The sequence below is a fragment of the Pseudomonas sp. A1230 genome, from assembly GCF_044218825.1.
Taxonomy (GTDB): domain Bacteria; phylum Pseudomonadota; class Gammaproteobacteria; order Pseudomonadales; family Pseudomonadaceae; genus Aquipseudomonas; species Aquipseudomonas iridis.
Map to the genome: position 1 here is coordinate 3,427,884 of NZ_CP162582.1, position 22,066 is coordinate 3,449,949.

Genomic DNA, 22,066 nt, shown 5'->3' on the forward strand with positions numbered 1-22,066 from the left:
AGGTATCCGCTACGTCTTGTAGACAATGCTCAAATTGAACGAACATCAGGCTCACGAATGGATACCATAGGTGTAATGACGAGCACCGCGTTTACCTCACCGATACCCTCAGTTTTGCGTCCTGCAGGTAAACATCCGGTGATACCTCGCTCCCACAGTGAAATATCGCGAGGTGTGTCGTTTTGGTCTCAGTGAGACGGTCTGGTCTCACTGATTGAGCACCAACGGCCAACCTGTCAACGCTAATTGGGGCGTCACCCGCAAGCCATCACTTGCCTCCTGCCTGCTACCCTTCCAGCTCACACGGAGGGATGAAATGAACAACACACTGATCGCTGGCCTGCTCAATGCACTGAATCAAAACCAGATCGCCTTGGGCGCTGCCGTAGAGGAGCTTTCCAATTGGGTGGAACAGCGCGGCTCTGCGGACGTAGCAGAGAACGTGCGCGGCGCGCTCTCCACACTGGACGAGAACCTAAACTTCATCAGGCAGGGAATTGCAGAGCTGACCGTTTCGGGCTGATTCCGCGGATGGTGATGGAATCTTTACTGTAGGGGTCTTTCGACAATCGAACGAAAAGCCTGCAAGATGATGCCATTTCAATGGCCACCCACTTGCCTGGGTGTCAAGCGCCTGGAGGGCACATGAAGGGACTCTTTCCTCAATACGATCACTCGAGCAAAGTCGACCATGCGGAGGCATGGAAAACCGCGACCTTCGTTTTCGATACGAACGTTCTACTTAATCTTTATCGCTACCAAGAAAGTACTAGGGAAGAGTTATTAAATGTAATATCAAAATTAGAAAATCGAATTTGGATCCCTCACCACGTCGCACTCGAATTCCAAAGAAACCGACTATCCGTAATTGCAGGACAAGGTAAGCGCTTTTCCGAAATACGAAGAGTAATAGAAACATCAAAACTAAATCTTTCAAGAGACATTGAAAAGCTCAGACTAAAGAAAAGGCATGCCCTTATAAACCCTGAGCCGTTGGTGAGCGGTTTCGAAAAGCTCGCAGATGATTTCCTTCGCGAACTTGAAACATTGCAAGAGGCCCAGCAAACCCTTACAGCACCAGACCCTTTAAAAGAGCGCATTGAAGATCTTTTTGAGGGAAAGGTTGGCCCCGCCTTTTCTGATCAAGAAGAGGTAAATAGCGCCAGTAAGATAGCGGAGGAAAGGTACAAAAACAAAACACCTCCGGGGTATAAGGACGAAGCAAAAGAAAAAGAAGAAATTGACGAATTTATTTACAACGGAGTTACATACAAGAAGAAATTCGGTGACTATTTTGTATGGAGTCAACTATTAACCCACACTGCAAACAGCGAACTAAAAAACATAATCTTTATTACCGACGACAGTAAAGAGGATTGGTGGCTGCAGATCGACATGGAAGGCCCTAAGACAATTGGCCCTAGAGTAGAATTGGTTGACGAAGCATTCAGAGTAGGCAAGTTAAATACTTTTCTAATGTACAAACCTGAAGGCTTCTTAAAACAATCGCAGGTTTATCTAAAAACCAACATATCTGAACAAACACTAAACGAAGTTAGGGAGATATCATCTGCCAACAAAAATACGTTCAGCCTTCTTAATCCGGCGAACCCAAGATCCAGCCTCTATAACGAAATCGCAAAATGGATTCTTGATACTCACCCGATGCTGGAGGAATCGTTCCAAGGCTATACCGATTTCATAGCTAATAACGGCAGCGAAAACCATGCATACGATATAAGATTCCTTGAAAAACTACCCTCAACTGTCATATCAAAAATCTGCCAACATGCAATTAACATCAGTGAATTTTCAAATTTCACAACAACCACAATATTCCTAATTCCGAGCCTAGACATAACAACTAGCGATATAATAAATTCCTTTCAAAAATTTGAAATATCAAGAGTGCCGGAGAGTGTCTATCTAGCTATAGGATATTTTGATGAGAGCGCCAACCCAAAGTTAAAGCTATCAACTTTATCTCGACTGAAAGACCTCGTAAGTTATCAATTTTAATAAGACAACATAACCTGACAGCAGGCTGGAGCAGGTGTTGCGATGACAGCAACACCTTCGTTCAACTGTGATCCTTGTTCACCTTAAACCATCCTGACCGATGTGGGGTTCTCTCAATCTGCCTGAGCTGCGAACTGCCGAGGATTTCTCGGTAGTTCGAAACCCCTCATATCCGAGGTATTACCCCGCTGGGGGAAGACTCATCCAAATCTGGATCATCAAGTACGCGACACGTTTTCAGATCCCGCAAAACGTGTCGCGACACCTGCCATACCGAAATGGGAGGCCAGGTTCAGCCCCCTGGGGGTGGGATGGATTTGAAATCCGACCAACTTCCTCAGGTTGAGGACTGAGCCGAAAACCCGGCCCTGTATCACTTTGCCTATCGCTGATTTACTGCAACGAAAACACCCTCCTCGATCCGCTGCAAACCAACTATTTCAGTCCTGTTTAATCCGGTTGCGTGTAGCACTTAATGTGCACCCAAAAAACACTGGATATAAGATCAGATCATGCCTAATGTGGGTTTGAAGCCAATTCAAATCCACTCGAGGCCATCCCATGAACACAGCCAAGACCGCTCGAGGTCGACAACACAAACCGACTCGCTCAGAGGTAGCCGCGGCGTGGGGTCGCCTGCGCGACGCTGCCAGCGAAGGAAGTATCCAGGCATCCGCCCTCCTCATCGCGCTTGCGGAAAACAAACCGGTCATTGCCATGGAATCTCCCACCGCATGACTGAGCGCGACAAGAGCGGGAAATGGAAGCCCGGGCAGTCAGGCAACCCAGGTGGACGCTCCGGGCAAACACAGGAGCTTCGCGCTCGACTTGCCGAGGGTGCGGACGCAGTTACGAAGAAGGTGCTCACGGCTGCCAAGAAGGGCGATATGCAGGCTTGCCGACTGATTCTTGAGCGCCTTGTCCCGCCAATCAAACCGACCTCCGAGCCGGTGCAATTCGAACTCGACGATACGGACCTACCGAGCGCAGCCAAGTCAATCATGCGTGCAGTTGCCGGCGGACAACTCGCGCCCGACCAGGGTAAGTCGCTCATCGAAGGCTTGAGCGCCGTAGCCCGGGTGATAGAGGTCGCTGAGCTTCAAAAGGCCGTCGAAGAACTCCGCACGCAAATGGAGGGAATGCAGCAATGAGCATCAAGTCATTGAAAGCAGAACTGCAAAGGATCGCCCAAAAGATCGGCGCCGCAGATGAAACAGTGCTGCTGATTGTGCTCGCGGTGATCCGAGCAAATTCCAGAGAGATCCAAGCGGAAGAAGACTTCCCGAAAACCGCTGGGCACCAAGTCGACTATCGAATTCAGGGGCGGAACGTATCGCTCTTCTTCCCCTTCGCAGAGATGGATAGCGACCAGGGTGAGCAAATGGCGAAAGCCATCATTCTTCACACCCGACAAATTGAGCGCGCCGGCCGGACAGCTCAAGTCGGCATTCTCGATATGCGCGCCGCGCCCGAGGAAGGGGCTTGGATCGTTACCTGGCCTCCTGAAGGTGTCTCGCTTGAGCAGCACGCTGCAGAGCAATACCAACGGATCGTGGAGGCGCGTAATGAACATCCGTAACCAAATCGCCCGCCTGAAGCAGACCGCCGGCGACTCCCAGTTTAGCAGCGACGTTCGGCAGATCAGTCGGCTTATGGACGAGTTGAGCGCCGAAGCCGTCGGCGGCGCCGCTGTTGGGGAAACGTCTCTCCTCGAAATTCTCAACGCCACTACGTGCTCCGACCGCCCGACTCCAATCCCAAACAATCCAAAGGTAACGCAATGAAAATCGGCAAACGCTCAGTTCTCAAGGTCGGCTTGGCCAACCTCCACTACTCCGAATACGAGCACTCCCGCATTGAGTCTCACACCTTCTCTATCCAGCGTCCGGACGGGACCAAAGGTGTATGGCAAGCCGGCGGTTTGATGAAGTCCGCTCGCCAGCTTCAAACACTGGCGCTGGAGACCTTCAAAGACTTCGGCGAAGAGATCGTCTCGATCCGGGAAAACAAAGATTTCAACTCGTCCGCGATCGAGCGCTTGAGCAAAGAAAAAATCGCAGGTGTGACAGACACCCTCCTTCCCGCAATGCAGTCGGTCGCGAAGGATATGCTCACCCTGGCCGAAACCGTCACCCAAGGTTTCTCTCCTGTCACTCCGCGCGCGAGTAGCGATATCGCAGGCTTTCTGGCAGACCAAGAACTGAGAGCCCTTGTGCGAGGTCTCAGTCCGGATGAACGCCGCACCCTCATGTCCGAATCGCGCCAAGGTGGTCACCCCGATATCGTCGAAGCAGTGCTAAGAGCAAATCCAATGCTCTCTGGCCTCAACTCTGAAGCAGCAGCGAGCCTTTCCCGAGCTGGCATTGCCGCCTCCCGCGCAGAAGACATTGAAGCTCTTCGTCAAATGCTGGCCGTCTACGACGATGTACTTGCTACCACTTCGCAGGTCGGCGTATCGCTTAGCAGCATGATTGCCAACTCCACGGGTTATGCCGGTCGATTCGAAAAGTGGCGATCCGGCTGTGAAGGCTCGGAAGCTCTGCGCGCCTGGCTGGACAAGATCCCGGCCCGAGGAAAACCAAAAACAGAAGCAGAAGAATCCGAAGCCGCGTAAGCAGTTCGGCGTGCGGCCGTCAAAGTGCGGCCGCCAACTGAGAGCAAATACCGTGAACACTTACCAAGAGCGCTTCGCCGAGGCGTGCAAGACACATTGCTTTGCGTCGTACCCACTTAAGCAAGGCCCCAACTCCGGTTACGTGGTGTGGGATGTCCAGCACGTCCGCGACGGCCAGAAGGTGACGATTGACGGGCCTTTCTTTACCGAGGACGAAGCCAGGGTGTCGGCCGATCTTCTGCGCGGCACCTTCCGCGGTGCCAGGGCCTACCAAGGAATCTATGACCGGATCTGGAACTACGACCCAAGGCGCGAACAGGTGACGATCGACCAGGCGAATATGTCGCGCTCGCTGCTCGCCATACGACTGGGTGTTGAAGTACCCAACAACAGCGTCCAGGGCGCCAAGGAGTAAACGATGGCTATGGCCACCAACTACAGCACCAAAACCCGAATCCTGTTAGGCGGTTCAGCCGCAAAGCTGTTCGGGCGCGAGCACATCTACGAGCTATCCACCGGCGACACACGAGAGGCTGTGAAGGCTATCGACGTCAATCACCCAGGTTTCGCGAAATACCTTGCTGATGCAAAACGGATGGGTCTCGAGTTCGCGGTGTTCCGGAATCGGAAGAACATTGGCGAGAGCGAATTGAAGATGGGCGGTGCGAAGGAGATCCGCATTGTTCCGGTTATCGCCGGCAGCAAACGGGCTGGCCTGCTGCAAACAATCCTCGGCGTCGCTCTGATCGTCATGAGTCCCTTCACGAATGGAACAACGTTGGCGCCGGGCATCGCCTTCGCAGCGGGTGGTGTTATACAGATGCTCAGCCCACAGGCAACCGGCCTGAAGCAAAGCGCATCCCCTGAAAACGCTCCGTCCTACGCCTTCGGCAGCGCGAGGAACACAACAGCCAGCGGAAATCCCGTGCCGATCTGCATAGGCGAACGCCGGTGGGGCGGAATCATCATTTCGGCGTCGATCCACGCCGAAGACAAGACCTAGCTAACCTGGTGTAAAGTCAGCCCTCTAAACATTGAGAACGAATCATGCACAGGATTTTGCCAGCTACCGCAGCCATCGCGCTGATTGCTGGGTGCTCAAGCACCCCCGTGGATTCTGGCTCCGCCAAGCGAGTTCCGGCCGATCGCGTCTACTCCTATCAAACTGAGACACCAGGCGGGGCGACGCTTATTGTCAGCCGTGACAATGGTTTTTGGGCGGCGGGTGGATGCTTCGCTACGCTGCTCATTGATGGCAGGAGGGCGGCTCGCGTGGATATTGGCGAGGTAGCAAAATTCCACGTTAAGCCAGGGCGACACATAATCGGCATCAGCGGTGATGAAGACGGTAGCGGCCTGTGCGCAATGCAGATCGGGCAGCCAGTGAGAGAGACCTCGACTGAAGTCGTCGCCGGAGAATTGCAAAAATACCGGATATCAGGCACGCAGAACGGCACCGATATTCGCCCCAGCTCGATCTAATTTAATTGAGTGCAAGCAATATAGTGAATGCAGCATTCACTATATTGCGAAGATGTTGTGGCTACCACTTCCCCCTACCCACTGAAACTATATAGCCCCGTCCGACCTAAATCCATCCATATAATACACTGTGTTATGGCTCCACTTATCCAGACCGAACACCCTTACCCCACTTGCAACTAAAACCGAAATCGACGCAGCACCGTAAAGCGGTGGGATAACTACATCCTTGTCCACAAAATATGTATCTCTTCGGGAGATTTTTACTTCCTTTAAATACGCGTCTTTGGCGCCGACCTCCCAAGCCAAAATCTCAGACGGCGTTGCAGGTTTAGCAACGGAGAAGAAGTGATTCTTAATGGATTCGAGTAGCTTCGCTGCATCAGAGCGAGCTCGGTCAGTCTCGTGCCCTAAGCTCCAGAGCTGCGACTGGGTAGCCCCAAGCTGTTGCTGAAGCAAGGCTACTACAGACTCTTCAGGAGCCTGCGGCAAGGTAACTGCAAGTTGCTTTCTGATAGATGCTTTGATTCTGGCGCAGCTTGTTGTAACTGCATCAACCATATCATCCAATTGGTCGTCATAATAAGTCATTGTGAGGCCCGCCAAATCGGTCGGGAGCCTAAACTCTCCCTTCTTTGACTCCGGTACCACAATAAAACATTTCTCGATACCTAGCACACCGATAAACAGACCCAACTCGAACAAAACATTATCGCGAACAGAGCTGTACTTATCTCCTCGAATAGTTGTTTCATCATCCTTATGAAAAACAAAGACACCAAAATCAGTCTCTTTCGCCCGTTGTATCAAGCTAGTAATAGTTACTGAAGACAAATCAAACGCGTTATCCCATTGTTTGACAATTGTTTCGAACGAAAGCTTTATATTGACTGCCTCCGCGACCGTGAGAGCTTCCGCTGATGAAGCGATAAAAACGCTTGGTTTTCCTTCCACGATACCTTCCTTACTGAGCGCATATTGGCTTGATGGCGACGGACCCGCTTGAAGCGATGCTACCGCGTTCCAACGTTTTTGCGTATGCCTGAGCTGATACGCACAAATTCGGGTTTATTTACCCTTCCCGCTTGATAAGTAACACTCAAAGTGCAACAGTATTAGTAGAACACCTTAACTGATACGGACAGCACATCATGTTCATCCGCGCATACCTCCGAGCATCGACCGAAGAGCAGGACGCCGGCCGCGCTCGAGCATCACTTGAGCAATTCGCCACCGACCACAACAAGGTGATCGCGAGTGTGTACCTGGAGAACGCCAGCGGCGCGTCGGCAGATCGGCCTGAGCTGCTGCGCCTGCTCAAAGATGCGCGAAAGGGTGACGTACTGCTGGTGGAGTCGATAGACCGCCTCTCGCGCCTTCCTGTCGAGGATTGGCAGAAGCTAAAGACGGCGATCGATTCCAAGGGGTTGCGCATCGTCGCGCTCGATCTACCGACAAGCCACCAGGGAATGCGGGACACCAAAGGCGACGAATTCACCGGTCGGATGTTGGGAGCGATCAACTCAATGCTGGTGGATATGATGGCGGCGATCGCACGCAAGGATTACGAGCAGCGGCGCGAACGGCAGGCTCAGGGTATCGAGAAGGCGAAAGCAGCCGGCAAGTACCAGGGTCGGCCGGTCAACGAGGATCTGCACAAGCGAGTAAATGAATTACTCGCTGCGGGGCTGGGGATTCGCGCAACAGCTAGGCACGCAAGCTGCTCCACAACCACGGTGCTGCGTATTAGGCAGTCGATGCAGGATTAGTTTTTTCTTCGCCGGGTGGAACCACCACTTGGGCTGAATTTGCTGCGACGTTTTCTGGCCGAGCTTTTAGCTTGTCCAAGGCAGCACTCGCAAAATCCTTCATCTGACTCGCGAAATTGGGAATCGATTTCATGGCGTCCTTGACTACATCCGATGCAAATAGCTCATGCCAAGGACTGCCGTAACTTGCGCTTTCCACGAGACGCAGTGGTTGTTCATCCAGCCGTGAAAGTGCTGACTCCAAAAGCTTCGCTTCTAGCTTAGGATCTATTCGCCCAGCCTCTCGACTATATCCATCATAAGCTCTGGATATTGAGGCCTTGAACGCATAATCCTCAGAAAGCCGGAAGCGCTGGCCGACCTGCTTTGTTGCTAACCATGCAAACCAGACTGGCGCCCCTACCGAGAGAACGGCGAGGGTGATGTTCAAAACTATTAAGAAAACAGGCGCACCGCCTGGCTGCGTGATCAGCAGAGTCAGAGCTTTCAGCTGGCCCGTTCCAACAAAGCCTCCGACGGCGAGAGCAGTGACCAACCCGCCTAGCCACCACCACATAGATTTATCGAGTGACGCAGAGCGCTCAGTAAAAGCGGCCGCCAACCCAACGCTTGTGGCTGAAGAATAAACCGACTCACATTTTTTCAGCACTTCGCCAGCTTGAGTGTTAACCGCATCAAGAGCGATCTTGAGCGCCATGATTTCTTCACGGGCCACCAAGATTTGAGCCCTATCCTTCTCTGCATCCACAGAAATAGATTCGATCTTGTGCCGTGCCTCGCTCAACATCTCAAGATCAGTAGGAAGCTGATCTGCTGCTTCGTACGCTCGCTCGATTCCCTCCACCATTGTCTGAACAGACGCAGCCTTAGGTGAAATTTCTCTTAGGCGGCTTTCCATCCCCCTAATTTGGGCGGCAGCTCTTCGAAGCGCTTTACTATTTTCTAATGCTTGTTTGTTATTGGGCTCAATAAAGGGCTGTAACAGTCTCTCCAACGCCTGGAGAGTGATAACAAGCGCAGGAAGAGCCGATGTCGCGTTTTGCGAAGCAACCTGCGCCAAGCTGTTAGCACGTGTCCATTGAAGCGCGGCAACGAACTCGGTCAACTCAGGCAAATCGCTGCCTGGCTCGTCCGGATCAGCGGATAACAGCTTTCCGGAAATTGAATTTATCCATGAGACAAGATTCGATCGACTAACGGCCGCCACACCCCAATGACCTACCGCTTGTCCTAAAGGAACATTTGCTGGAACCGTTGACTCGATGAACTCTGCGATCGCATTGAGCTGAGAAAGAATTTCGGTAAAAACCTTGTGCATTTTACCCTCCTTAGTAGCAGTAGGACATCGATAGAAATCAACAACTGCACCCGCCCTGCACCCATGGGTTTGGCATTGGAGGGTAGGTAAACGCTAAAAGCCTTTAAAATATGGTGTCCCAGGGCAGGTTCGAACTGCCAACCTTCCCCTTAGGAGGGGGATGCTCTATCCAATTGAGCTACTGAGACACTGAGTTGTCGGCAGCAGACGCTGCGCGACGGACGGCGTGCATGTTAACGGCCGGGCCCCGATTTGTCATGTCATCCGTAGGGCTTTTTGAGTGTAGGCAGGCGCCTCGCAATGTTGCGGGAAGCTTTACCGTGCATTTTGCACTACTGCAAAATGCCAGCATTGCAGATTGCAACCCACAACATCCGATAAGCCCTCTCAAATCCTTGTTTTTAAAGGACTTAACAGCGGTTAGACTGTTGGCACGACGGCTGCTTTGTCTGTTCCATAGAAGAACAATCGGAGCACCGTCCCATGAACAGCACTCTCTTGCTTGCAAACGCAATTGCATTCGCGGTTTTGATGGGTTTTCACTTCATCCCGGAGCGAGCTGCGCCGGAGTCGGTGGCTCAACGCATGCCGCATTACTTGCAGGTGCAAAAAGCGCCGCAGCTAGCGGTGTTGAGCGATCAGCACAGTTTCGTCCCACAGGCGGTCAGCGAGCCTGAGCAGGCATTGCCAGCTCACGCTACCGAACGTCTGGTTTTTTGAAATATCTTCAGGAGTACAGCATGTCCAAGTCAGCTGCAGGATTTCTGATCCTCGCCTTAGTCAGTGGCGTTTTGCATTTTTCGCTGTTCGAGGAAACCGAAATCACCCTGCCTCTGGTTGGCTGTGGCGTATTTGCGGTGTTGTTCGTATTGGCACTGGTGGCCGGGCGCAAATTCAAGTTTGATCCGGTTCTGCGCTGAGTCGGACCAAGTCCAGTAAATGGCTGACCGCGTCAGCCAGGTCACCCGAGTTGTCTATCAGGTAAACAACCTCGTCAGTTGATCGCCTGTCCTTGAACAAAGCGTTGCGGGCCAGCCTCGCATCAATTTGCTCAGACGTCTCACGGCCACGTCTGAGCAGACGCTCACGCAACACCTCATCCTTGACTGTCAGCAAAACCGGTAACAGCGTCGGATAGCACTCCAGGGCTTGCCGAAGGTTGGCGCGAGAGCCGTTTACCAGCACGTGCCGCCCATCCTTGAGCCATTGATCCATTTGCGCAGGAATGCCATAGGCAAGGCCATTGGCCTGCCACGCCAGGGAAAAGTCTCCTGCGCGCTGACGTCTCTCGAACTCTTGCGGCGTCACGCCAATCGCATCCTCGCCTACCGATTCGGCCGATCGCGTTATCACCCGGCGTATCACTTCGCAGCCGAGCGCGCGCAATGGCTCACGTGCAGCCTCAATCAAGCTGTCTTTGCCGGAACCGGACGGTCCCATCAGATAAATAAGCCTGCCATCCATCTCGAAAACGCCCTCCGGCATGCTTCAGCGCTAGTAAATCGGCAAAATGCCACTATCCTGTATAGATAAGGGACAAGGATCGAAAGCCACATAGCATGCACCGTCTGACGTCTTTGGACATCAACTGGTGTGCGTCAGGAAGCGAGCAGCAATGCGACTCAGGACAAAGTTTTCAAACCAGTCCGCATTTCTGATAATTGGTGCTGGCATTAAGCCTTTATCCGGATCAATATTTGTCACAGAATTGACGCCAATGATCCGGCAATTTTGAGGCATGATGCGGGCCTCTTAACAATTCAGGTTGAACCATTTGGCGCAAATGCGTGTCCTACCACACATCCTGCGGCCAATCCCGAGAACCGCTCCCCTGAACTAACCGGTTAAATATATGCGCCCATTGAAACAGGCAATTTATTCCAGCCGTACGGCTGACAAGTTTGTCGTACGTCTGCCAGACGGAATGCGTGAACGCATTGCCGAGGTGGCTCGCAATCATCATCGCAGCATGAACTCTGAAATCATTGCGCGCCTTGAGCAGAGTCTTATTCAGGAAGGTGCATTGGGCGAAGAACTGAGCATGCGCCTGGACAGCCCTGAGCTGTCGTTGCACGAACGCGAACTGCTGCAACGCTTCCGCCAGCTGTCTCACCGTCAACAGAACGCACTGGTGTCCTTGATTGCACACGACGCCGAAATGGCCGCAGACGCGTCCTGAGCCCTATCGAACATCTCAAGCCAGCGTTATTGCTGGCTTTTTTTTGCCCGGAATTTGGCTTGGCAGTTTTCGCAGACATAAAAAAGCCCGCCAATTTAGCGGGCTGTTTAATTGCAGCAGATCAGAGCAGGAAGATTGTTGCCAGCCCCAGGAAAATGAAGAAGCCGCCACTGTCCGTTACTGCGGTGATCATCACACTAGCACCCATTGCGGGGTCGCGGCCCATCTTCGCCAAGGTCATGGGAATTAATACACCCATGAGTGCAGCGAGCAACAGATTGAGCGTCATCGCCGCCGTCATCACCACGCCCAGCGACCAACTGCCATAAAGCAGGTAAGCGACTACGCCAATCACCCCACCCCAGACCAGGCCGTTGATCAGCCCGACTGCCAACTCTTTACGCATCAACCGTGAAGTGTTGCCGGTGCTCACCTGATCCAGCGCCATGGCTCGCACAATCATGGTGATCGTCTGATTACCCGAGTTGCCGCCGATACCCGCCACAATCGGCATCAGCGCCGCGAGCGCTACCAGCTTCTCGATCGAGCCTTCGAACAAACCAATCACTCGAGAGGCGACGAACGCGGTGATCAAGTTGATCGCCAACCATGCCCAACGGTTGCGCAGTGATTTCCACACGGAGGCGAAGATGTCTTCCTCCTCACGCAGACCGGCCATGTTGAGAACTTCGCTTTCGCTCTCTTCACGAATCAGGTCGACCATCTCGTCGATGGTCAGACGACCGATCAGCTTGCCGGTCTTGTCGACCACAGGGGCGGAGATCAAATCGTAACGCTCGAACGCCTGTGCGGCGTCGTAGGCGTCTTCGTCCGGGTGGAAACTCACCGGATCGCTGGCCATCACCTCGGCAACCTGCTTTTCCGGATCATTGACCAGCAATCGCTTGATCGGAAGCACGCCTTTGAGCACGCCGTCGTAATCGACCACGAACAGCTTGTCGGTGTGCCCCGGCAGCTCCTTTAGACGGCGCAGGTACCGCAGAACCACTTCAAGGCTGACATCCTCACGGATAGTCACCATCTCGAAGTCCATCAGCGCACCGACCTGATCCTCGTCATAAGACAGGGCCGAACGCACACGCTCGCGCTGCTGGTTATCCAGGCTCTCCATCAGCCCATGAACGACGTCTCGCGGCAGCTCGGAGGCCAGGTCAGCAAGTTCGTCGGCGTCCATGTCCTTGGCGGCGGCCAGGAGCTCGTGATCGTCCATGTCGGCGATCAGCGTTTCACGAACGGAATCGGATACTTCGAGAAGAATGTCGCCGTCGCGATCGGCCTTGACCAGTTGCCAAAGCGTCAGACGATCGTCCAGCGGCAAGGCTTCAAGTATGTAGGCGACGTCGGCGGAGTGCAGATCATCGAGCTTGCGTTGCAGCTCGACCAGATTTTGCCGGTGAACCAGGTTTTCCACCCGGTCGTGATGCGCGCCTTCCTGGCGGTGAGTCAGGTCTTCGACGACCCGTTGGCGCTGCAGCAACTCGACGACCTGAGCCAGGCGGTCCTGCAGGCTTTCCTGTGTTTTCTTTACTTCGATTTCAGACATAGGCGAACTCCACTCCCAGCAGCGGGGCACGCCGGAAGGATCAATCAGTCAATTCATGATTGGAAAAACGGGGTACTGAGTAGCTACTGGGTAAGTCCATGGAGGTTTTCCATAAGCCCCGGCGGGGCTGACGGGCGCAATGATACACCGCCTAACGGTTTAACACGCTAAAAAATCGTGGCTGAAACAAGCGCTTGCGAGACAAACCTGAGCGCCATCCTGATCCATGTAAGTGCGACGACTCATCCTGAAAAGAAAACACACCGGTAGGGAAGATTGTAGCGACTACCCTTGAACGGAGATCGTCATGGAGGACGTCGAATGCCATCGAAAACATCCCTTTTTGTACTGACCAGCCTGCTCTTCCTACCACCTGCCGGCGCTGCAACCAGCCTCCATCGCTGCGAAGCCCCCGACGGCAGCATCACGTTCACGTCGATGAGTTGCGCGAACGGTGAAAAACTTTCAGCTCAGGAGGTTCATCCCTACCTCCCCGGATCGGTCGTGGCAATCATGCCTGAGCACAACCACGAAGAAATATCCGGTATGAAAAACACGGGCCGCGAACCGGGCATCGTTGGCCACACACAAGACAAATGCGGAAATCTGATCGACGCCAGACAACGCCGCGAAGCAATCATCAATCGACGCGTGATTGCCGGCATGAGTCAGCAGGATGTAGAAAGCGCGCTCGGCAAACCGGACAAGGTGAATATTCGGACGTCGACGACAAGCTATCGATACGACCTCAAACGAGGCCGAAGTGCTCAAGTCGATTTTGATGAGAGAGGCTGCGTGAAGGCAAAAGCCAAATCCCGGACAGCAAAAAGCCCGCGTTAAACGCGGGCTTTTCGGTATATGGTGCACTCGACAGGATTCGAACCTGTGACCGCTCGGTTCGTAGCCGAGTACTCTATCCAGCTGAGCTACGAGTGCATTTTGTGTTTTTAGACCAGACCACAACTGGCTGAAACCGAGTTACTTGCATTGCTGCAACTAACTCTTAAATGGTGCACTCGACAGGATTCGAACCTGTGACCGCTCGGTTCGTAGCCGAGTACTCTATCCAGCTGAGCTACGAGTGCATTTGTGTTTTTTAGACCAGATCACACCTGGTTGAAGCAAGTCACTTACATTGCTGTAACTGACTCTTAAATGGTGCACTCGACAGGATTCGAACCTGTGACCGCTCGGTTCGTAGCCGAGTACTCTATCCAGCTGAGCTACGAGTGCATTTGTTGCGCCGCATTATAGCCCGTCCAATCTCTATTCCAACCACTTTTTCTAGTAATTTCAACAACTTACCGAAAAAGCCAGATCACGACGTACTAAGCAAATAATGGCGGAGAACGGGGGATTCGAACCCCCGACACCCTTTTGAGGTGTACTCCCTTAGCAGGGGAGCGCCTTCGGCCACTCGGCCAGCTCTCCGCAACACGGGGCGTATATTAACCAGCTTCTTCCCCGTTTGCAAACATAAAAATCGATAAAAATTAATGGCTTGGTTCTTCGTCCTTCTCTTTCTTTATACGCAGGTAAATTTCTTCACGGTGCACGGCAACCTCTTTCGGGGCGTTGACGCCGATACGCACTTGATTTCCTTTAACGCCGAGCACGGTCACGGTGATTTCGCCATCACCGATAATCAGGCTTTCTGCGCACCGACGAGTCAGAATCAACATACCTTTCTCCTTACGCAATTCAGTTCAGGGACAACAGTCTGCAAAAAAAAGGCACCCGACCTACAACCAGAGCGATCGTAGCCCTACATGCCTGAGTATTGACCAGCGCGAGCAAAAGAACAGATCAGGGCTCGCGCCATTCAAAAAATAAAGGGCGCGGTCAGACCGCGCCCTTCAAGAAGCGGAATTACTCGCCCTGGCGGGCCGGAGCATCCAGTTCGAAAGCCGTGTGCAGGGCGCGCACGGCCAGTTCCAGGTACTTCTCTTCAATTACCACGGAAACCTTGATTTCCGACGTCGAGATCATCTGGATGTTGATGCTTTCTTTCGCCAGCGATTCGAACATGCGGCTGGCCACACCTGCGTGGGAACGCATGCCGACGCCGACGATCGAGACCTTGGCAATCTTGATGTCGCCAACCACTTCACGGGCACCGATCTCGCGAGCGGTGTTTTCCAGCACGGTCTGTGCGGCCTGGAAGTCATTGCGGTGCACGGTGAAGGTGAAGTCGGTGGTGTTATCGTGCGCAACGTTCTGCACGATCATGTCGACTTCGATGTTCGCGGCACTGATCGGGCCGAGAATCTTGAACGCCACACCCGGGGTGTCTGGCACGCCACGGATGGTCAGCTTGGCTTCATCGCGATTGAAAGCGATGCCGGAAATGATCGGCTGTTCCATGGTTTCCTCTTCATCAATAGTAATGAGGGTGCCCGGACCCTCTTTGAAGCTGTGCAGTACGCGCAGCGGTACGTTGTACTTGCCGGCGAATTCCACCGCACGGATCTGCAACACCTTGGAACCGAGGCTGGCCATTTCCAGCATCTCTTCGAAGGTGATCTTGTCCAGACGCTGAGCGACCGGCACGACACGCGGGTCGGTGGTGTAGACACCATCGACATCGGTGTAGATCTGGCATTCATCGGCTTTCAGCGCTGCAGCCAATGCCACGCCGGTGGTGTCCGAACCGCCACGCCCCAGCGTGGTGATATTGCCGTGCTCGTCGACACCCTGGAATCCGGCGACAACAACAACGCGGCCTGCCTTCAGATCACCGCGAATCTTCTGGTCATCAATCTGCAAGATACGCGCTTTATTGTGTGCGCTGTCGGTCAGGATCCGCACCTGATTACCGGTGTACGACACCGCCGGCACACCGCGCTTGATCAGCGCCATGGCCAACAGGGCAATCGTCACCTGCTCACCGGTGGAGACAATCACGTCCAACTCACGCGGAACCGGTTGACCGTCACCACTGATTTGCTTGGCCAGATCGATCAGACGGTTGGTTTCGCCGCTCATTGCAGACAGCACAACCACCAGGTCATCGCCGGCATCACGGAACTTCTTAACCTTGTCGGCGACCTGCTCGATTCTCTCGACAGTACCGACCGAGGTGCCTCCAAATTTCTGTACGATCAAAGCCATTTCAAAGCCGCCTCAGCCCATGAAGGGCGCCCAATAATTTCTCGAACAGCCACCGGGCCCGCCACTAGACTGCGGGCCCGGCGGGCCGTCTTATAAACCCTGCTCGACGAATGGGACGGTCAGCGCCAGTGCGCCATCCAGCGCGCCGGCGTCGACACCGCCGCCCTGCGCCATGTCCGGACGACCACCGCCCTTCCCGCCCACTGCCGCAGCAGCCTGTTTCATCAAATCACCGGCTTTGAGTTGGCCAGTCAGGTCCTTGGTTACGCCTGCAACCAGAACGACCTTTTCCTCATGGACACTGCCGAGCAGGATCACTGCGCGGCCGAGTTTGTTTTTCAGCTGATCGACCAGCGCCAGCAGCGCCTTGGCATCCTGACCGTCGAGACGCACGGCCAATACCTTCACGCCTTTGACATCCAGTGCCGAAGCCGACAGATCGTCGCCCGCAGCGCTGGCAGCCTTGGCCTGCAACTGCTCGAGTTGCTTCTCCAGCAGACGGTTGCGCTCCAGCACAGCCGACAGCTTGTCGATCAGATTGTCACGGCTGCCCTTGACCAGGCTGGCCGCTTCCTTGAGTTGTTCTTCCGCAGCGTTCAAGTAGGCCAGTGCGGCTGCACCGGTGACTGCCTCGATACGACGCACGCCCGATGCCACACCGCCTTCGCTGATGATTTTCAACAGGCCGATGTCGCCGGTACGGTTGGCGTGGATGCCGCCACACAGCTCGACGGAGAAATTGCCGCCCATGCTCAGCACGCGCACGTTGTCGCCGTATTTCTCGCCGAACAGCGCCATCGCACCTTTGTTCTTGGCGGTTTCGATGTCGGTTTCTTCGGTTTCAACTGCGGAGTTCTTGCGAATCTCGGCGTTGACGATGTCTTCCAGTGCTTTTATCTGCTCAGGCTTGATTGCTTCAAAGTGGCTGAAGTCGAAGCGCAGGCGCTGACTGTCGACCAATGAGCCTTTCTGTTGAACGTGTTCGCCCAGCACCTGACGCAATGCGGCGTGCAGCAAGTGCGTCGCCGAGTGGTTGAGCGCAGTGGCGTGACGCACTTCGGCATCAACGTGGGTTTCAACCGGCGCGCCGATGATCAGGCTGCCCGACGCCAACACGCCGTGGTGCAGAAACGCGCCGCCAGTCTTGGTGGTGTCGCGCACATCGAAACGTGCGTTGCCGGCCTGAAGGAAACCGCAGTCGCCGATCTGGCCGCCGGATTCGGCGTAGAAAGGCGTCTGGTTGAGAACGATCACGCCCTCCTCGCCTTCACTTAGGACGTCGACCGACTGGCCTTCTTTATAGATGGCCACGATTTTGGCCGAACCGCTGGTGGCGGCGTAGCCAGTGAACTCGGTGGCCACGTCAACTTTAACCAACGTGTTGTAGTCCAGACCGAACGAGCTGGCCGAACGTGCGCGGACGCGCTGAGCTTCCATTTCACGCTCGAAGCCGGCTTCGTCGACGGTCAGGCTGCGCTCGCGGGCGATGTCCGCGGTCAGGTCCATCGGGAAACCGTAGGTGTCGTAGAGCTTGAACACCACGTCGCCCGGCACTACGGTGCCTTTGAGTTCCAGCAGATCCTGTTCAAGAATCTTCAGGCCGTGCTCCAGAGTCTTGGAGAACTGCTCTTCTTCGGCCTTGAGGACGCGCTCGATGTTGCTCTGCTGCTTCTTCAGTTCCGGGAACGCTTCGCCCATTTCGGCAACCAGCGCCGCGACGATCTTGTAGAAGAAGCTGCCGGTGGCGCCCAGTTTGTTGCCGTGACGGCAGGCGCGACGGATGATCCGGCGCAGCACGTAGCCGCGACCTTCGTTGGACGGCAGCACGCCGTCGGCAATCAGGAAACCGCACGAACGGATGTGGTCGGAAACAACTTTCAGCGAAGACTGATCGCCATTTTCGCAGCCGATCGCTTCAGCCGAAGCCTTTAGCAGGTTCTTGAACAGGTCAATGTCGTAGTTGGAATTGACGTGCTGCATCACCGCACTGATCCGCTCCAGGCCCATGCCGGTATCGACCGACGGCGCTGGCAACGGATGCAACACGCCATCGGCGGTGCGGTTGAACTGCATGAACACGTTGTTCCAGATCTCGATGTAACGGTCGCCGTCTTCTTCCGGCGAACCCGGTGGGCCGCCCCAGATGTGGTCGCCGTGATCGTAGAAAATCTCGGTGCAAGGGCCGCATGGGCCGGTATCACCCATGGTCCAGAAGTTGTCGGACGCGTAAGGCGCGCCTTTGTTGTCGCCGATGCGGATCATGCGCTCGACCGGCACACCGATTTCCTGGGTCCAGATGTCATACGCTTCGTCGTCCGAGGCGTAGACGGTGACCCAGAGTTTTTCCTTCGGCAATTGCAGCACGCCGGTCAGGAAAGTCCATGCGAAGGTGATCGCGTCTTTCTTGAAATAGTCACCGAAGCTGAAGTTGCCGAGCATTTCGAAGAACGTGTGGTGACGAGCGGTATAACCGACGTTTTCCAGGTCGCTGTTCTTGCCACCGGCACGCACGCATTTCTGGCTGCTGGTTGCACGGGTGTACGCACGTTTTTCCTGGCCCAGGAAGCAGTCCTTGAACTGGTTCATCCCCGCGTTAGTGAACAGCAGGGTTGGGTCGTTGCCCGGAATCAAAGAGCTGGAGGCTACACGGGTGTGGCCTTGCTCTTCGAAGAAGCGAAGGAAGGCTTCACGGATTTCTGCGCTTTTCATTAGGTTCTTCCACGGAGGCTGCGGCCAAAGGCCTGTTCGAAACGTCAACAGACGAAGCGACGGCAAAGGGCCGCATTATATCGGCCCTGCGCGCGGGGTACAGCGTGTTTATACGATAGAAACGGTCAATTGGACGGGTAACGCTGTCACTTGCGTGAAAACTCGACGAATGTCGCGATCACTCGTTCGATTTGCGAGTGATTGACGTCCATGTGCGTGACCATGCGCAGACGTGCCGCGGCGCTCAATTTGATCCCGCGCTCGGCGGCAAATGCCTTGAACGCTTCAGCTTTGTCGCCCATCTGCACATAAACCATATTGGTCTGCACCTGCTCGACGCTGAAACCGGCGCTACGCACGCCTTCGGCGAGAAATTGCGCGTTGGCGTGATCCTCGGCCAGACGCTCGACGTTGTGATCCAGCGCATACAGCCCCGCCGCCGCCAGCAATCCGGCCTGACGCATGCCGCCGCCGACCATTTTGCGCAGGCGCCGAGCCTTGCCGATCAGCTCGACCGAACCACATAACACCGAGCCAACCGGCGCGCCAAGGCCTTTGGACAGACACACCGACACCGAGTCGAAGTGCTGAGTGATTTCACGGGCATCAACGCCCAATTTGACCGCCGCGTTATACAGGCGCGCGCCGTCCAGGTGCAGTTGCAGACCGTTGTCCTGGGTGAATTTACGCGCGCGGGCCAGATACTCCAGGGGCAACACTTTACCTTGCATGGTGTTTTCCAGCGCCAGCAGCCGGGTCCGGGCGAAGTGGAAGTCATCAGGCTTGATCGCCGCCGCGACCTGCGCAAGATCCAGCGAACCGTCAGCCTGAACTTCCAGCGGCTGCGGCTGAATCGAACCGAGCACTGCCGCACCGCCGCCCTCGTACTTATAGGTGTGCGCCTGTTGGCCGACGATGTATTCGTCACCGCGCTCGCAATGCGCCATCAACCCCAGCAGGTTGCTCATAGTGCCCGTCGGCACAAACAACGCAGCAGCGAAACCCAGCCGTTTTGCGAGTTCCGCTTCCAGACGATTGACCGTCGGATCTTCGCCATAAACGTCGTCACCGGTGTCCGCCGCAGTCATCGCGTCGAGCATGGCGGGGGTCGGTTGGGTGACGGTGTCGCTGCGAAGATCGATAACGCTCATGAACCTGGCCTCAAGTCAGCAGGGGAAATCCCTTTACGAAGGTGAATTACTGCGGTCATCGCCTCGATTAATCAACCCTTGGCGCAGGAAAACACCACGAGAGCGTTTAAAAAACTCGATAACAATCATCAGATAGGCGCAATGCACGGACTCACAATCTGTGTTAAAAACGCTGCGTCGCCCAAAAAGGGGCGGCAAAAACGTTCTCAGGGCGGGGTGCAATTCCCCACCGGCGGTAATTGCGCGAAATGCGCATAGCCCGCGAGCGCTTGGCGACGAACACGGTTTTGACCGGTGGTCGACGGCAAGGTCAGCAGACCCGGTGTGATCCCGGGGCCGACGGTCATAGTCCGGATGAAGAGAGAACGGGATTAACGCCAGAGGGCCGTCCGCGTGCATTCGTGCCAGCGTGCGCACCCTTGAATCCCTTTCGATTCATAACGCCCTGTTTTTCACACAAACAGGAGTCAGAACATGCAACCCACCGCTATCGACAGCAAAAGCAAACACCCTCACGGCGAGCGCGTCGCGTTCATCCAGGCCTGCTGGCACAAGGAAATCGTTGACCAGAGCCGTAAAGGCTTTGTCACCGAAATGCTTGCCCAGGGGTATCAGGAATCGGACATCGACTTCTTTGAAGTCGGCGGTGCCTTTGAAATGCCCCTGCACGCCAAGCTGCTGGCCAAAACCGGTCGCTATGCCGGTATCGTTGCGGCAGCCCTGGTGGTGGACGGCGGGATCTATCGTCATGAGTTCGTCGCCCAGTCGGTCGTCAGCGGCCTGATGCAGGTTCAGCTGGAAACCGAAGTGCCGGTGTTCTCGGTGTCACTCACCCCGCACCACTTCCATGCCGGCGAAGAACACCACAAGTTCTTCTTCGAGCACTTTGTGCACAAGGGTCAGGAAGCGGCGAAGACGTGTGCGGATACACTGCAAAAGGTTCGTGCGCTACGCCGTAGCGAGCCGCGCGCTCTGGCGGTCTGAGCTTATCCCGCGTTGAGTGAGGTCTAGAGCTTCACTCAATGCACTGTGGGAGCGGGCTTGCCCGCGATAGCGGTGTATCAGTCGCCACAGATGTCGACTGACCGTACGCCATCGCGGGCAAGCCCGCTCCCACAGGGTTTTATGGCGATCAGGTCAGGCGAGGTTTTCGTCAGTGGCCGGGACGATCAGGATGCCAGCGCGCAAGCCGTTCTTGACCTTGGGGTTGGGGAAGATGATCCGCGCGCCCGGCTCTTCGATGATCCAGCGGGTATTGGCCAGATCCTCGGCCAGTACATAACCCACTTCCAGCTCCGAAAAGTTTTCAACGTCCGCCGGCAGGTTCAGGCGGAACGCATCGCTGTGCTTGATGATTTCCCGCGACACGCTAAACAACTGCAAACCGTCCAATTCTTGCGTGATCTGCTCCGGTTCGTTGCCTTCGATGATCTGTTTCAGACGCGTTTCCAGCAACGATACGTTGACCCCGTCGTTCTGCCCGAACGGCCGCGCCTTGCCCAGTTCCAGCGTGAAAGACTCGGCACCGAGCTTGTCGTAGGTGTACGAGCTGAACACGATCGATGGCTTGTTTTGCAGCAACACTGCTTCCATCCCGGCCGCGCGCAGACGCGCCAGCTCGAGACGTGAATGCTGGCGACCTTCCTTCCACGGATACAAGGCGAACTGCTCGATCTTCGAGCCACGAATCGCTGTGTGCAGGTCGTAGTGCAAACGCTGGCGATCCGGCTGACTGAAGAAAACCGCCGCCAACCGTTCCAGCTCACAGGCACGCAGCGCTTCGCTGCCGCTGCTTTGCTCGTGACGGCCGTTGAACAGCCGATTGACGTCCTGTTCGATAAAGCGCTCGCCTTTGCGAATCGCCTCGGGGTTGCCGAATAGGAACAGAATGCGTGCGCGCGGCTTCAGATCGCCGCGAGCGATGTCGTGCAGCAGCCGATCAAGCAACTCGATCGGCGCTGTTTCGTTGCCATGGATGCCTGCCGAGAGCAGCAGATCCAGGCCATTGTCGCGAGCTTCGGGAGGCCGGACTTCCAGCGCGCCCTCGCTCAACCAGCGCATGCGCACGCCTTCGACAGTCAGTTGAGTCTTCTCCGCCGGTTCGCGGCCGGCGAGGGTCAGTTCAAGCAGTTTGCCGAGAGCGAGCATAG

The 22,066-nt window shown here is 55.1% G+C and carries 24 protein-coding genes, 5 tRNA genes and 1 riboswitch; of the genes, 15 read left to right on the plus strand and 14 right to left on the minus strand.

Going from position 1 to position 22,066, the window contains the following annotated elements; all coding sequences use genetic code 11:
• The first annotated feature begins 316 nt into the window (after positions 1-316).
• The 9 genes from AB4P97_RS16110 (at position 317) to AB4P97_RS16150 (ending at position 6,115) form a co-directional block, all read left to right on the plus strand.
• A complete protein-coding gene (locus tag AB4P97_RS16110) occupies positions 317-523 on the plus strand; it encodes a hypothetical protein (RefSeq protein WP_395601332.1) in 207 nt (68 codons plus the stop codon).
• Between the two features lie 122 nt (positions 524-645).
• On the plus strand, positions 646-2,019 hold the full coding sequence (locus AB4P97_RS16115) for a PIN-like domain-containing protein (protein WP_395601333.1): 1,374 nt from the start codon (positions 646-648) through the stop codon (positions 2,017-2,019).
• Between the two features lie 734 nt (positions 2,020-2,753).
• The gene (locus AB4P97_RS16120) at positions 2,754-3,170 is read left to right on the plus strand and encodes a DUF5681 domain-containing protein (RefSeq protein ID WP_150647854.1); all 417 of its coding nucleotides are present in this window, start codon (positions 2,754-2,756) and stop codon (positions 3,168-3,170) included.
• Positions 3,167-3,598: a hypothetical protein gene (locus AB4P97_RS16125; RefSeq protein ID WP_395601334.1), complete on the plus strand. Its 432-nt coding sequence runs from the start codon at positions 3,167-3,169 to the stop codon at positions 3,596-3,598. Before AB4P97_RS16120 ends, AB4P97_RS16125 begins: the two co-directional genes overlap by 4 nt.
• Positions 3,585-3,803, plus strand: a complete 219-nt coding sequence (locus tag AB4P97_RS16130) for a hypothetical protein (protein ID WP_395601335.1) — start codon at positions 3,585-3,587, stop codon at positions 3,801-3,803. Before AB4P97_RS16125 ends, AB4P97_RS16130 begins: the two co-directional genes overlap by 14 nt.
• Positions 3,800-4,633 carry a hypothetical protein gene (locus tag AB4P97_RS16135; protein ID WP_395601336.1) on the plus strand — a complete coding sequence of 278 codons (834 nt, stop codon included), beginning with the start codon at positions 3,800-3,802 and terminating at the stop codon, positions 4,631-4,633. The genes AB4P97_RS16130 and AB4P97_RS16135 overlap by 4 nt, the downstream gene beginning before the upstream one ends.
• Positions 4,634-4,685: 52 nt before the next feature.
• Positions 4,686-5,048: a hypothetical protein gene (locus AB4P97_RS16140; protein WP_395601337.1), complete on the plus strand. Its 363-nt coding sequence runs from the start codon at positions 4,686-4,688 to the stop codon at positions 5,046-5,048.
• A 3-nt stretch (positions 5,049-5,051) separates the two neighbouring features.
• Complete coding sequence (locus tag AB4P97_RS16145; RefSeq protein WP_395601338.1) at positions 5,052-5,636, plus strand: tail assembly protein; 585 nt, start codon at positions 5,052-5,054, stop codon at positions 5,634-5,636.
• A 44-nt stretch (positions 5,637-5,680) separates the two neighbouring features.
• Positions 5,681-6,115 carry a hypothetical protein gene (locus AB4P97_RS16150; RefSeq protein ID WP_395601339.1) on the plus strand — a complete coding sequence of 145 codons (435 nt, stop codon included), beginning with the start codon at positions 5,681-5,683 and terminating at the stop codon, positions 6,113-6,115.
• Positions 6,116-6,202: 87 nt separating this feature from the next.
• On the opposite strand, the gene AB4P97_RS16155 is transcribed toward AB4P97_RS16150, so the two are convergent.
• The gene (locus AB4P97_RS16155; RefSeq protein WP_395601340.1) at positions 6,203-7,069 is read right to left on the minus strand and encodes a TIR domain-containing protein; all 867 of its coding nucleotides are present in this window, start codon (positions 7,067-7,069) and stop codon (positions 6,203-6,205) included.
• A gap of 197 nt (positions 7,070-7,266) precedes the next feature.
• Between AB4P97_RS16155 and AB4P97_RS16160 the strand changes: the two genes are divergently transcribed.
• Positions 7,267-7,884 carry a recombinase family protein gene (locus AB4P97_RS16160; RefSeq protein ID WP_395601341.1) on the plus strand — a complete coding sequence of 206 codons (618 nt, stop codon included), beginning with the start codon at positions 7,267-7,269 and terminating at the stop codon, positions 7,882-7,884.
• Here AB4P97_RS16160 and AB4P97_RS16165 read toward each other — a convergent pair.
• On the minus strand, positions 7,862-9,202 hold the full coding sequence (locus AB4P97_RS16165) for a hypothetical protein (RefSeq protein WP_395601342.1): 1,341 nt from the start codon (positions 9,200-9,202) through the stop codon (positions 7,862-7,864). The two genes, AB4P97_RS16160 and AB4P97_RS16165, sit on opposite strands and share 23 nt — an antisense overlap.
• Before the next feature lie 111 nt (positions 9,203-9,313).
• Positions 9,314-9,390 (minus strand) — tRNA-Arg (locus AB4P97_RS16170).
• A 295-nt stretch (positions 9,391-9,685) separates the two neighbouring features.
• Here AB4P97_RS16170 and AB4P97_RS16175 point away from each other — a divergent pair.
• Together AB4P97_RS16175 and AB4P97_RS16180 are read left to right on the plus strand one after the other, a co-directional pair.
• Entirely contained in the window at positions 9,686-9,922 is a 237-nt protein-coding gene (locus AB4P97_RS16175) for a hypothetical protein (RefSeq protein ID WP_047302687.1), read from the plus strand.
• A gap of 20 nt (positions 9,923-9,942) precedes the next feature.
• Positions 9,943-10,122, plus strand: a complete 180-nt coding sequence (locus AB4P97_RS16180) for a PA3371 family protein (RefSeq protein ID WP_042560533.1) — start codon at positions 9,943-9,945, stop codon at positions 10,120-10,122.
• On the opposite strand, the gene phnN is transcribed toward AB4P97_RS16180, so the two are convergent.
• The gene (phnN, locus tag AB4P97_RS16185; RefSeq protein ID WP_042562179.1) at positions 10,097-10,666 is read right to left on the minus strand and encodes a phosphonate metabolism protein/1,5-bisphosphokinase (PRPP-forming) PhnN; all 570 of its coding nucleotides are present in this window, start codon (positions 10,664-10,666) and stop codon (positions 10,097-10,099) included. The two genes, AB4P97_RS16180 and phnN, sit on opposite strands and share 26 nt — an antisense overlap.
• 388 nt (positions 10,667-11,054) lie before the next feature.
• Here phnN and AB4P97_RS16190 point away from each other — a divergent pair, with 388 nt between their 5' ends.
• Entirely contained in the window at positions 11,055-11,381 is a 327-nt protein-coding gene (locus AB4P97_RS16190; RefSeq protein ID WP_003178899.1) for an Arc family DNA-binding protein, read from the plus strand.
• A 121-nt stretch (positions 11,382-11,502) separates the two neighbouring features.
• On the opposite strand, the gene mgtE is transcribed toward AB4P97_RS16190, so the two are convergent.
• A complete protein-coding gene (gene mgtE, locus AB4P97_RS16195) occupies positions 11,503-12,945 on the minus strand; it encodes a magnesium transporter (RefSeq protein WP_042560534.1) in 1,443 nt (480 codons plus the stop codon).
• A 321-nt stretch (positions 12,946-13,266) separates the two neighbouring features.
• Here mgtE and AB4P97_RS16200 point away from each other — a divergent pair, with 321 nt between their 5' ends.
• Positions 13,267-13,785 (plus strand): cell envelope protein SmpA, encoded by a 519-nt coding sequence (locus AB4P97_RS16200; RefSeq protein WP_395601343.1) that lies wholly within the window; start codon positions 13,267-13,269, stop codon positions 13,783-13,785.
• Positions 13,786-13,804: 19 nt separating this feature from the next.
• Here AB4P97_RS16200 and AB4P97_RS16205 read toward each other — a convergent pair.
• The 8 genes from AB4P97_RS16205 to ltaE all read right to left on the minus strand — a co-directional run bounded on the left by AB4P97_RS16205 (position 13,805) and on the right by ltaE (position 19,916).
• Positions 13,805-13,881 (minus strand) — tRNA-Arg (locus tag AB4P97_RS16205).
• Between the two features lie 72 nt (positions 13,882-13,953).
• A tRNA-Arg gene (locus tag AB4P97_RS16210) sits at positions 13,954-14,030 on the minus strand.
• Between the two features lie 71 nt (positions 14,031-14,101).
• A tRNA-Arg gene (locus AB4P97_RS16215) sits at positions 14,102-14,178 on the minus strand.
• Positions 14,179-14,285: 107 nt separating this feature from the next.
• Positions 14,286-14,376 (minus strand) — tRNA-Ser (locus AB4P97_RS16220).
• Between the two features lie 62 nt (positions 14,377-14,438).
• Positions 14,439-14,627 (minus strand): carbon storage regulator CsrA, encoded by a 189-nt coding sequence (csrA, locus tag AB4P97_RS16225; protein ID WP_002554426.1) that lies wholly within the window; start codon positions 14,625-14,627, stop codon positions 14,439-14,441.
• Between the two features lie 187 nt (positions 14,628-14,814).
• The gene (locus AB4P97_RS16230; RefSeq protein ID WP_042560536.1) at positions 14,815-16,056 is read right to left on the minus strand and encodes an aspartate kinase; all 1,242 of its coding nucleotides are present in this window, start codon (positions 16,054-16,056) and stop codon (positions 14,815-14,817) included.
• Positions 16,057-16,146: 90 nt separating this feature from the next.
• On the minus strand, positions 16,147-18,765 hold the full coding sequence (gene alaS, locus AB4P97_RS16235; RefSeq protein ID WP_042560537.1) for an alanine--tRNA ligase: 2,619 nt from the start codon (positions 18,763-18,765) through the stop codon (positions 16,147-16,149).
• Positions 18,766-18,911: 146 nt separating this feature from the next.
• Positions 18,912-19,916 carry a low-specificity L-threonine aldolase gene (ltaE, locus tag AB4P97_RS16240; RefSeq protein WP_042560538.1) on the minus strand — a complete coding sequence of 335 codons (1,005 nt, stop codon included), beginning with the start codon at positions 19,914-19,916 and terminating at the stop codon, positions 18,912-18,914.
• Positions 19,917-20,114: 198 nt separating this feature from the next.
• Positions 20,115-20,287, plus strand: a riboswitch (FMN riboswitch).
• A 103-nt stretch (positions 20,288-20,390) separates the two neighbouring features.
• Here ltaE and AB4P97_RS16245 point away from each other — a divergent pair.
• The gene (locus AB4P97_RS16245; RefSeq protein ID WP_042560539.1) at positions 20,391-20,900 is read left to right on the plus strand and encodes a 6,7-dimethyl-8-ribityllumazine synthase; all 510 of its coding nucleotides are present in this window, start codon (positions 20,391-20,393) and stop codon (positions 20,898-20,900) included.
• Between the two features lie 153 nt (positions 20,901-21,053).
• Here the strand turns inward: AB4P97_RS16245 and astE are convergent, their stop codons facing one another.
• Positions 21,054-22,064 carry a succinylglutamate desuccinylase gene (gene astE / locus AB4P97_RS16250; RefSeq protein WP_042560540.1) on the minus strand — a complete coding sequence of 337 codons (1,011 nt, stop codon included), beginning with the start codon at positions 22,062-22,064 and terminating at the stop codon, positions 21,054-21,056.
• Positions 22,065-22,066: the final 2 nt, after the last annotated feature.

Coding starts and splice junctions, on each gene's coding strand:
- AB4P97_RS16110 (WP_395601332.1), top strand. CDS start 317: ATGAACAACACACTGATCGCTGGCCTGCTCAATGCACTGAATCAAAAC.
- AB4P97_RS16115 (WP_395601333.1), top strand. CDS start 646: ATGAAGGGACTCTTTCCTCAATACGATCACTCGAGCAAAGTCGACCAT.
- AB4P97_RS16120 (WP_150647854.1), top strand. CDS start 2,754: ATGACTGAGCGCGACAAGAGCGGGAAATGGAAGCCCGGGCAGTCAGGC.
- AB4P97_RS16125 (WP_395601334.1), top strand. CDS start 3,167: ATGAGCATCAAGTCATTGAAAGCAGAACTGCAAAGGATCGCCCAAAAG.
- AB4P97_RS16130 (WP_395601335.1), top strand. CDS start 3,585: ATGAACATCCGTAACCAAATCGCCCGCCTGAAGCAGACCGCCGGCGAC.
- AB4P97_RS16135 (WP_395601336.1), top strand. CDS start 3,800: ATGAAAATCGGCAAACGCTCAGTTCTCAAGGTCGGCTTGGCCAACCTC.
- AB4P97_RS16145 (WP_395601338.1), top strand. CDS start 5,052: ATGGCTATGGCCACCAACTACAGCACCAAAACCCGAATCCTGTTAGGC.
- AB4P97_RS16150 (WP_395601339.1), top strand. CDS start 5,681: ATGCACAGGATTTTGCCAGCTACCGCAGCCATCGCGCTGATTGCTGGG.
- AB4P97_RS16160 (WP_395601341.1), top strand. CDS start 7,267: ATGTTCATCCGCGCATACCTCCGAGCATCGACCGAAGAGCAGGACGCC.
- AB4P97_RS16165 (WP_395601342.1), bottom strand. CDS start 9,202: ATGCACAAGGTTTTTACCGAAATTCTTTCTCAGCTCAATGCGATCGCA.
- AB4P97_RS16175 (WP_047302687.1), top strand. CDS start 9,686: ATGAACAGCACTCTCTTGCTTGCAAACGCAATTGCATTCGCGGTTTTG.
- AB4P97_RS16180 (WP_042560533.1), top strand. CDS start 9,943: ATGTCCAAGTCAGCTGCAGGATTTCTGATCCTCGCCTTAGTCAGTGGC.
- phnN (WP_042562179.1), bottom strand. CDS start 10,666: ATGGATGGCAGGCTTATTTATCTGATGGGACCGTCCGGTTCCGGCAAA.
- AB4P97_RS16190 (WP_003178899.1), top strand. CDS start 11,055: ATGCGCCCATTGAAACAGGCAATTTATTCCAGCCGTACGGCTGACAAG.
- mgtE (WP_042560534.1), bottom strand. CDS start 12,945: ATGTCTGAAATCGAAGTAAAGAAAACACAGGAAAGCCTGCAGGACCGC.
- AB4P97_RS16200 (WP_395601343.1), top strand. CDS start 13,267: ATGCCATCGAAAACATCCCTTTTTGTACTGACCAGCCTGCTCTTCCTA.
- csrA (WP_002554426.1), bottom strand. CDS start 14,627: ATGTTGATTCTGACTCGTCGGTGCGCAGAAAGCCTGATTATCGGTGAT.
- AB4P97_RS16230 (WP_042560536.1), bottom strand. CDS start 16,056: ATGGCTTTGATCGTACAGAAATTTGGAGGCACCTCGGTCGGTACTGTC.
- alaS (WP_042560537.1), bottom strand. CDS start 18,765: ATGAAAAGCGCAGAAATCCGTGAAGCCTTCCTTCGCTTCTTCGAAGAG.
- ltaE (WP_042560538.1), bottom strand. CDS start 19,916: ATGAGCGTTATCGATCTTCGCAGCGACACCGTCACCCAACCGACCCCC.
- AB4P97_RS16245 (WP_042560539.1), top strand. CDS start 20,391: ATGCAACCCACCGCTATCGACAGCAAAAGCAAACACCCTCACGGCGAG.
- astE (WP_042560540.1), bottom strand. CDS start 22,064: ATGCTCGCTCTCGGCAAACTGCTTGAACTGACCCTCGCCGGCCGCGAA.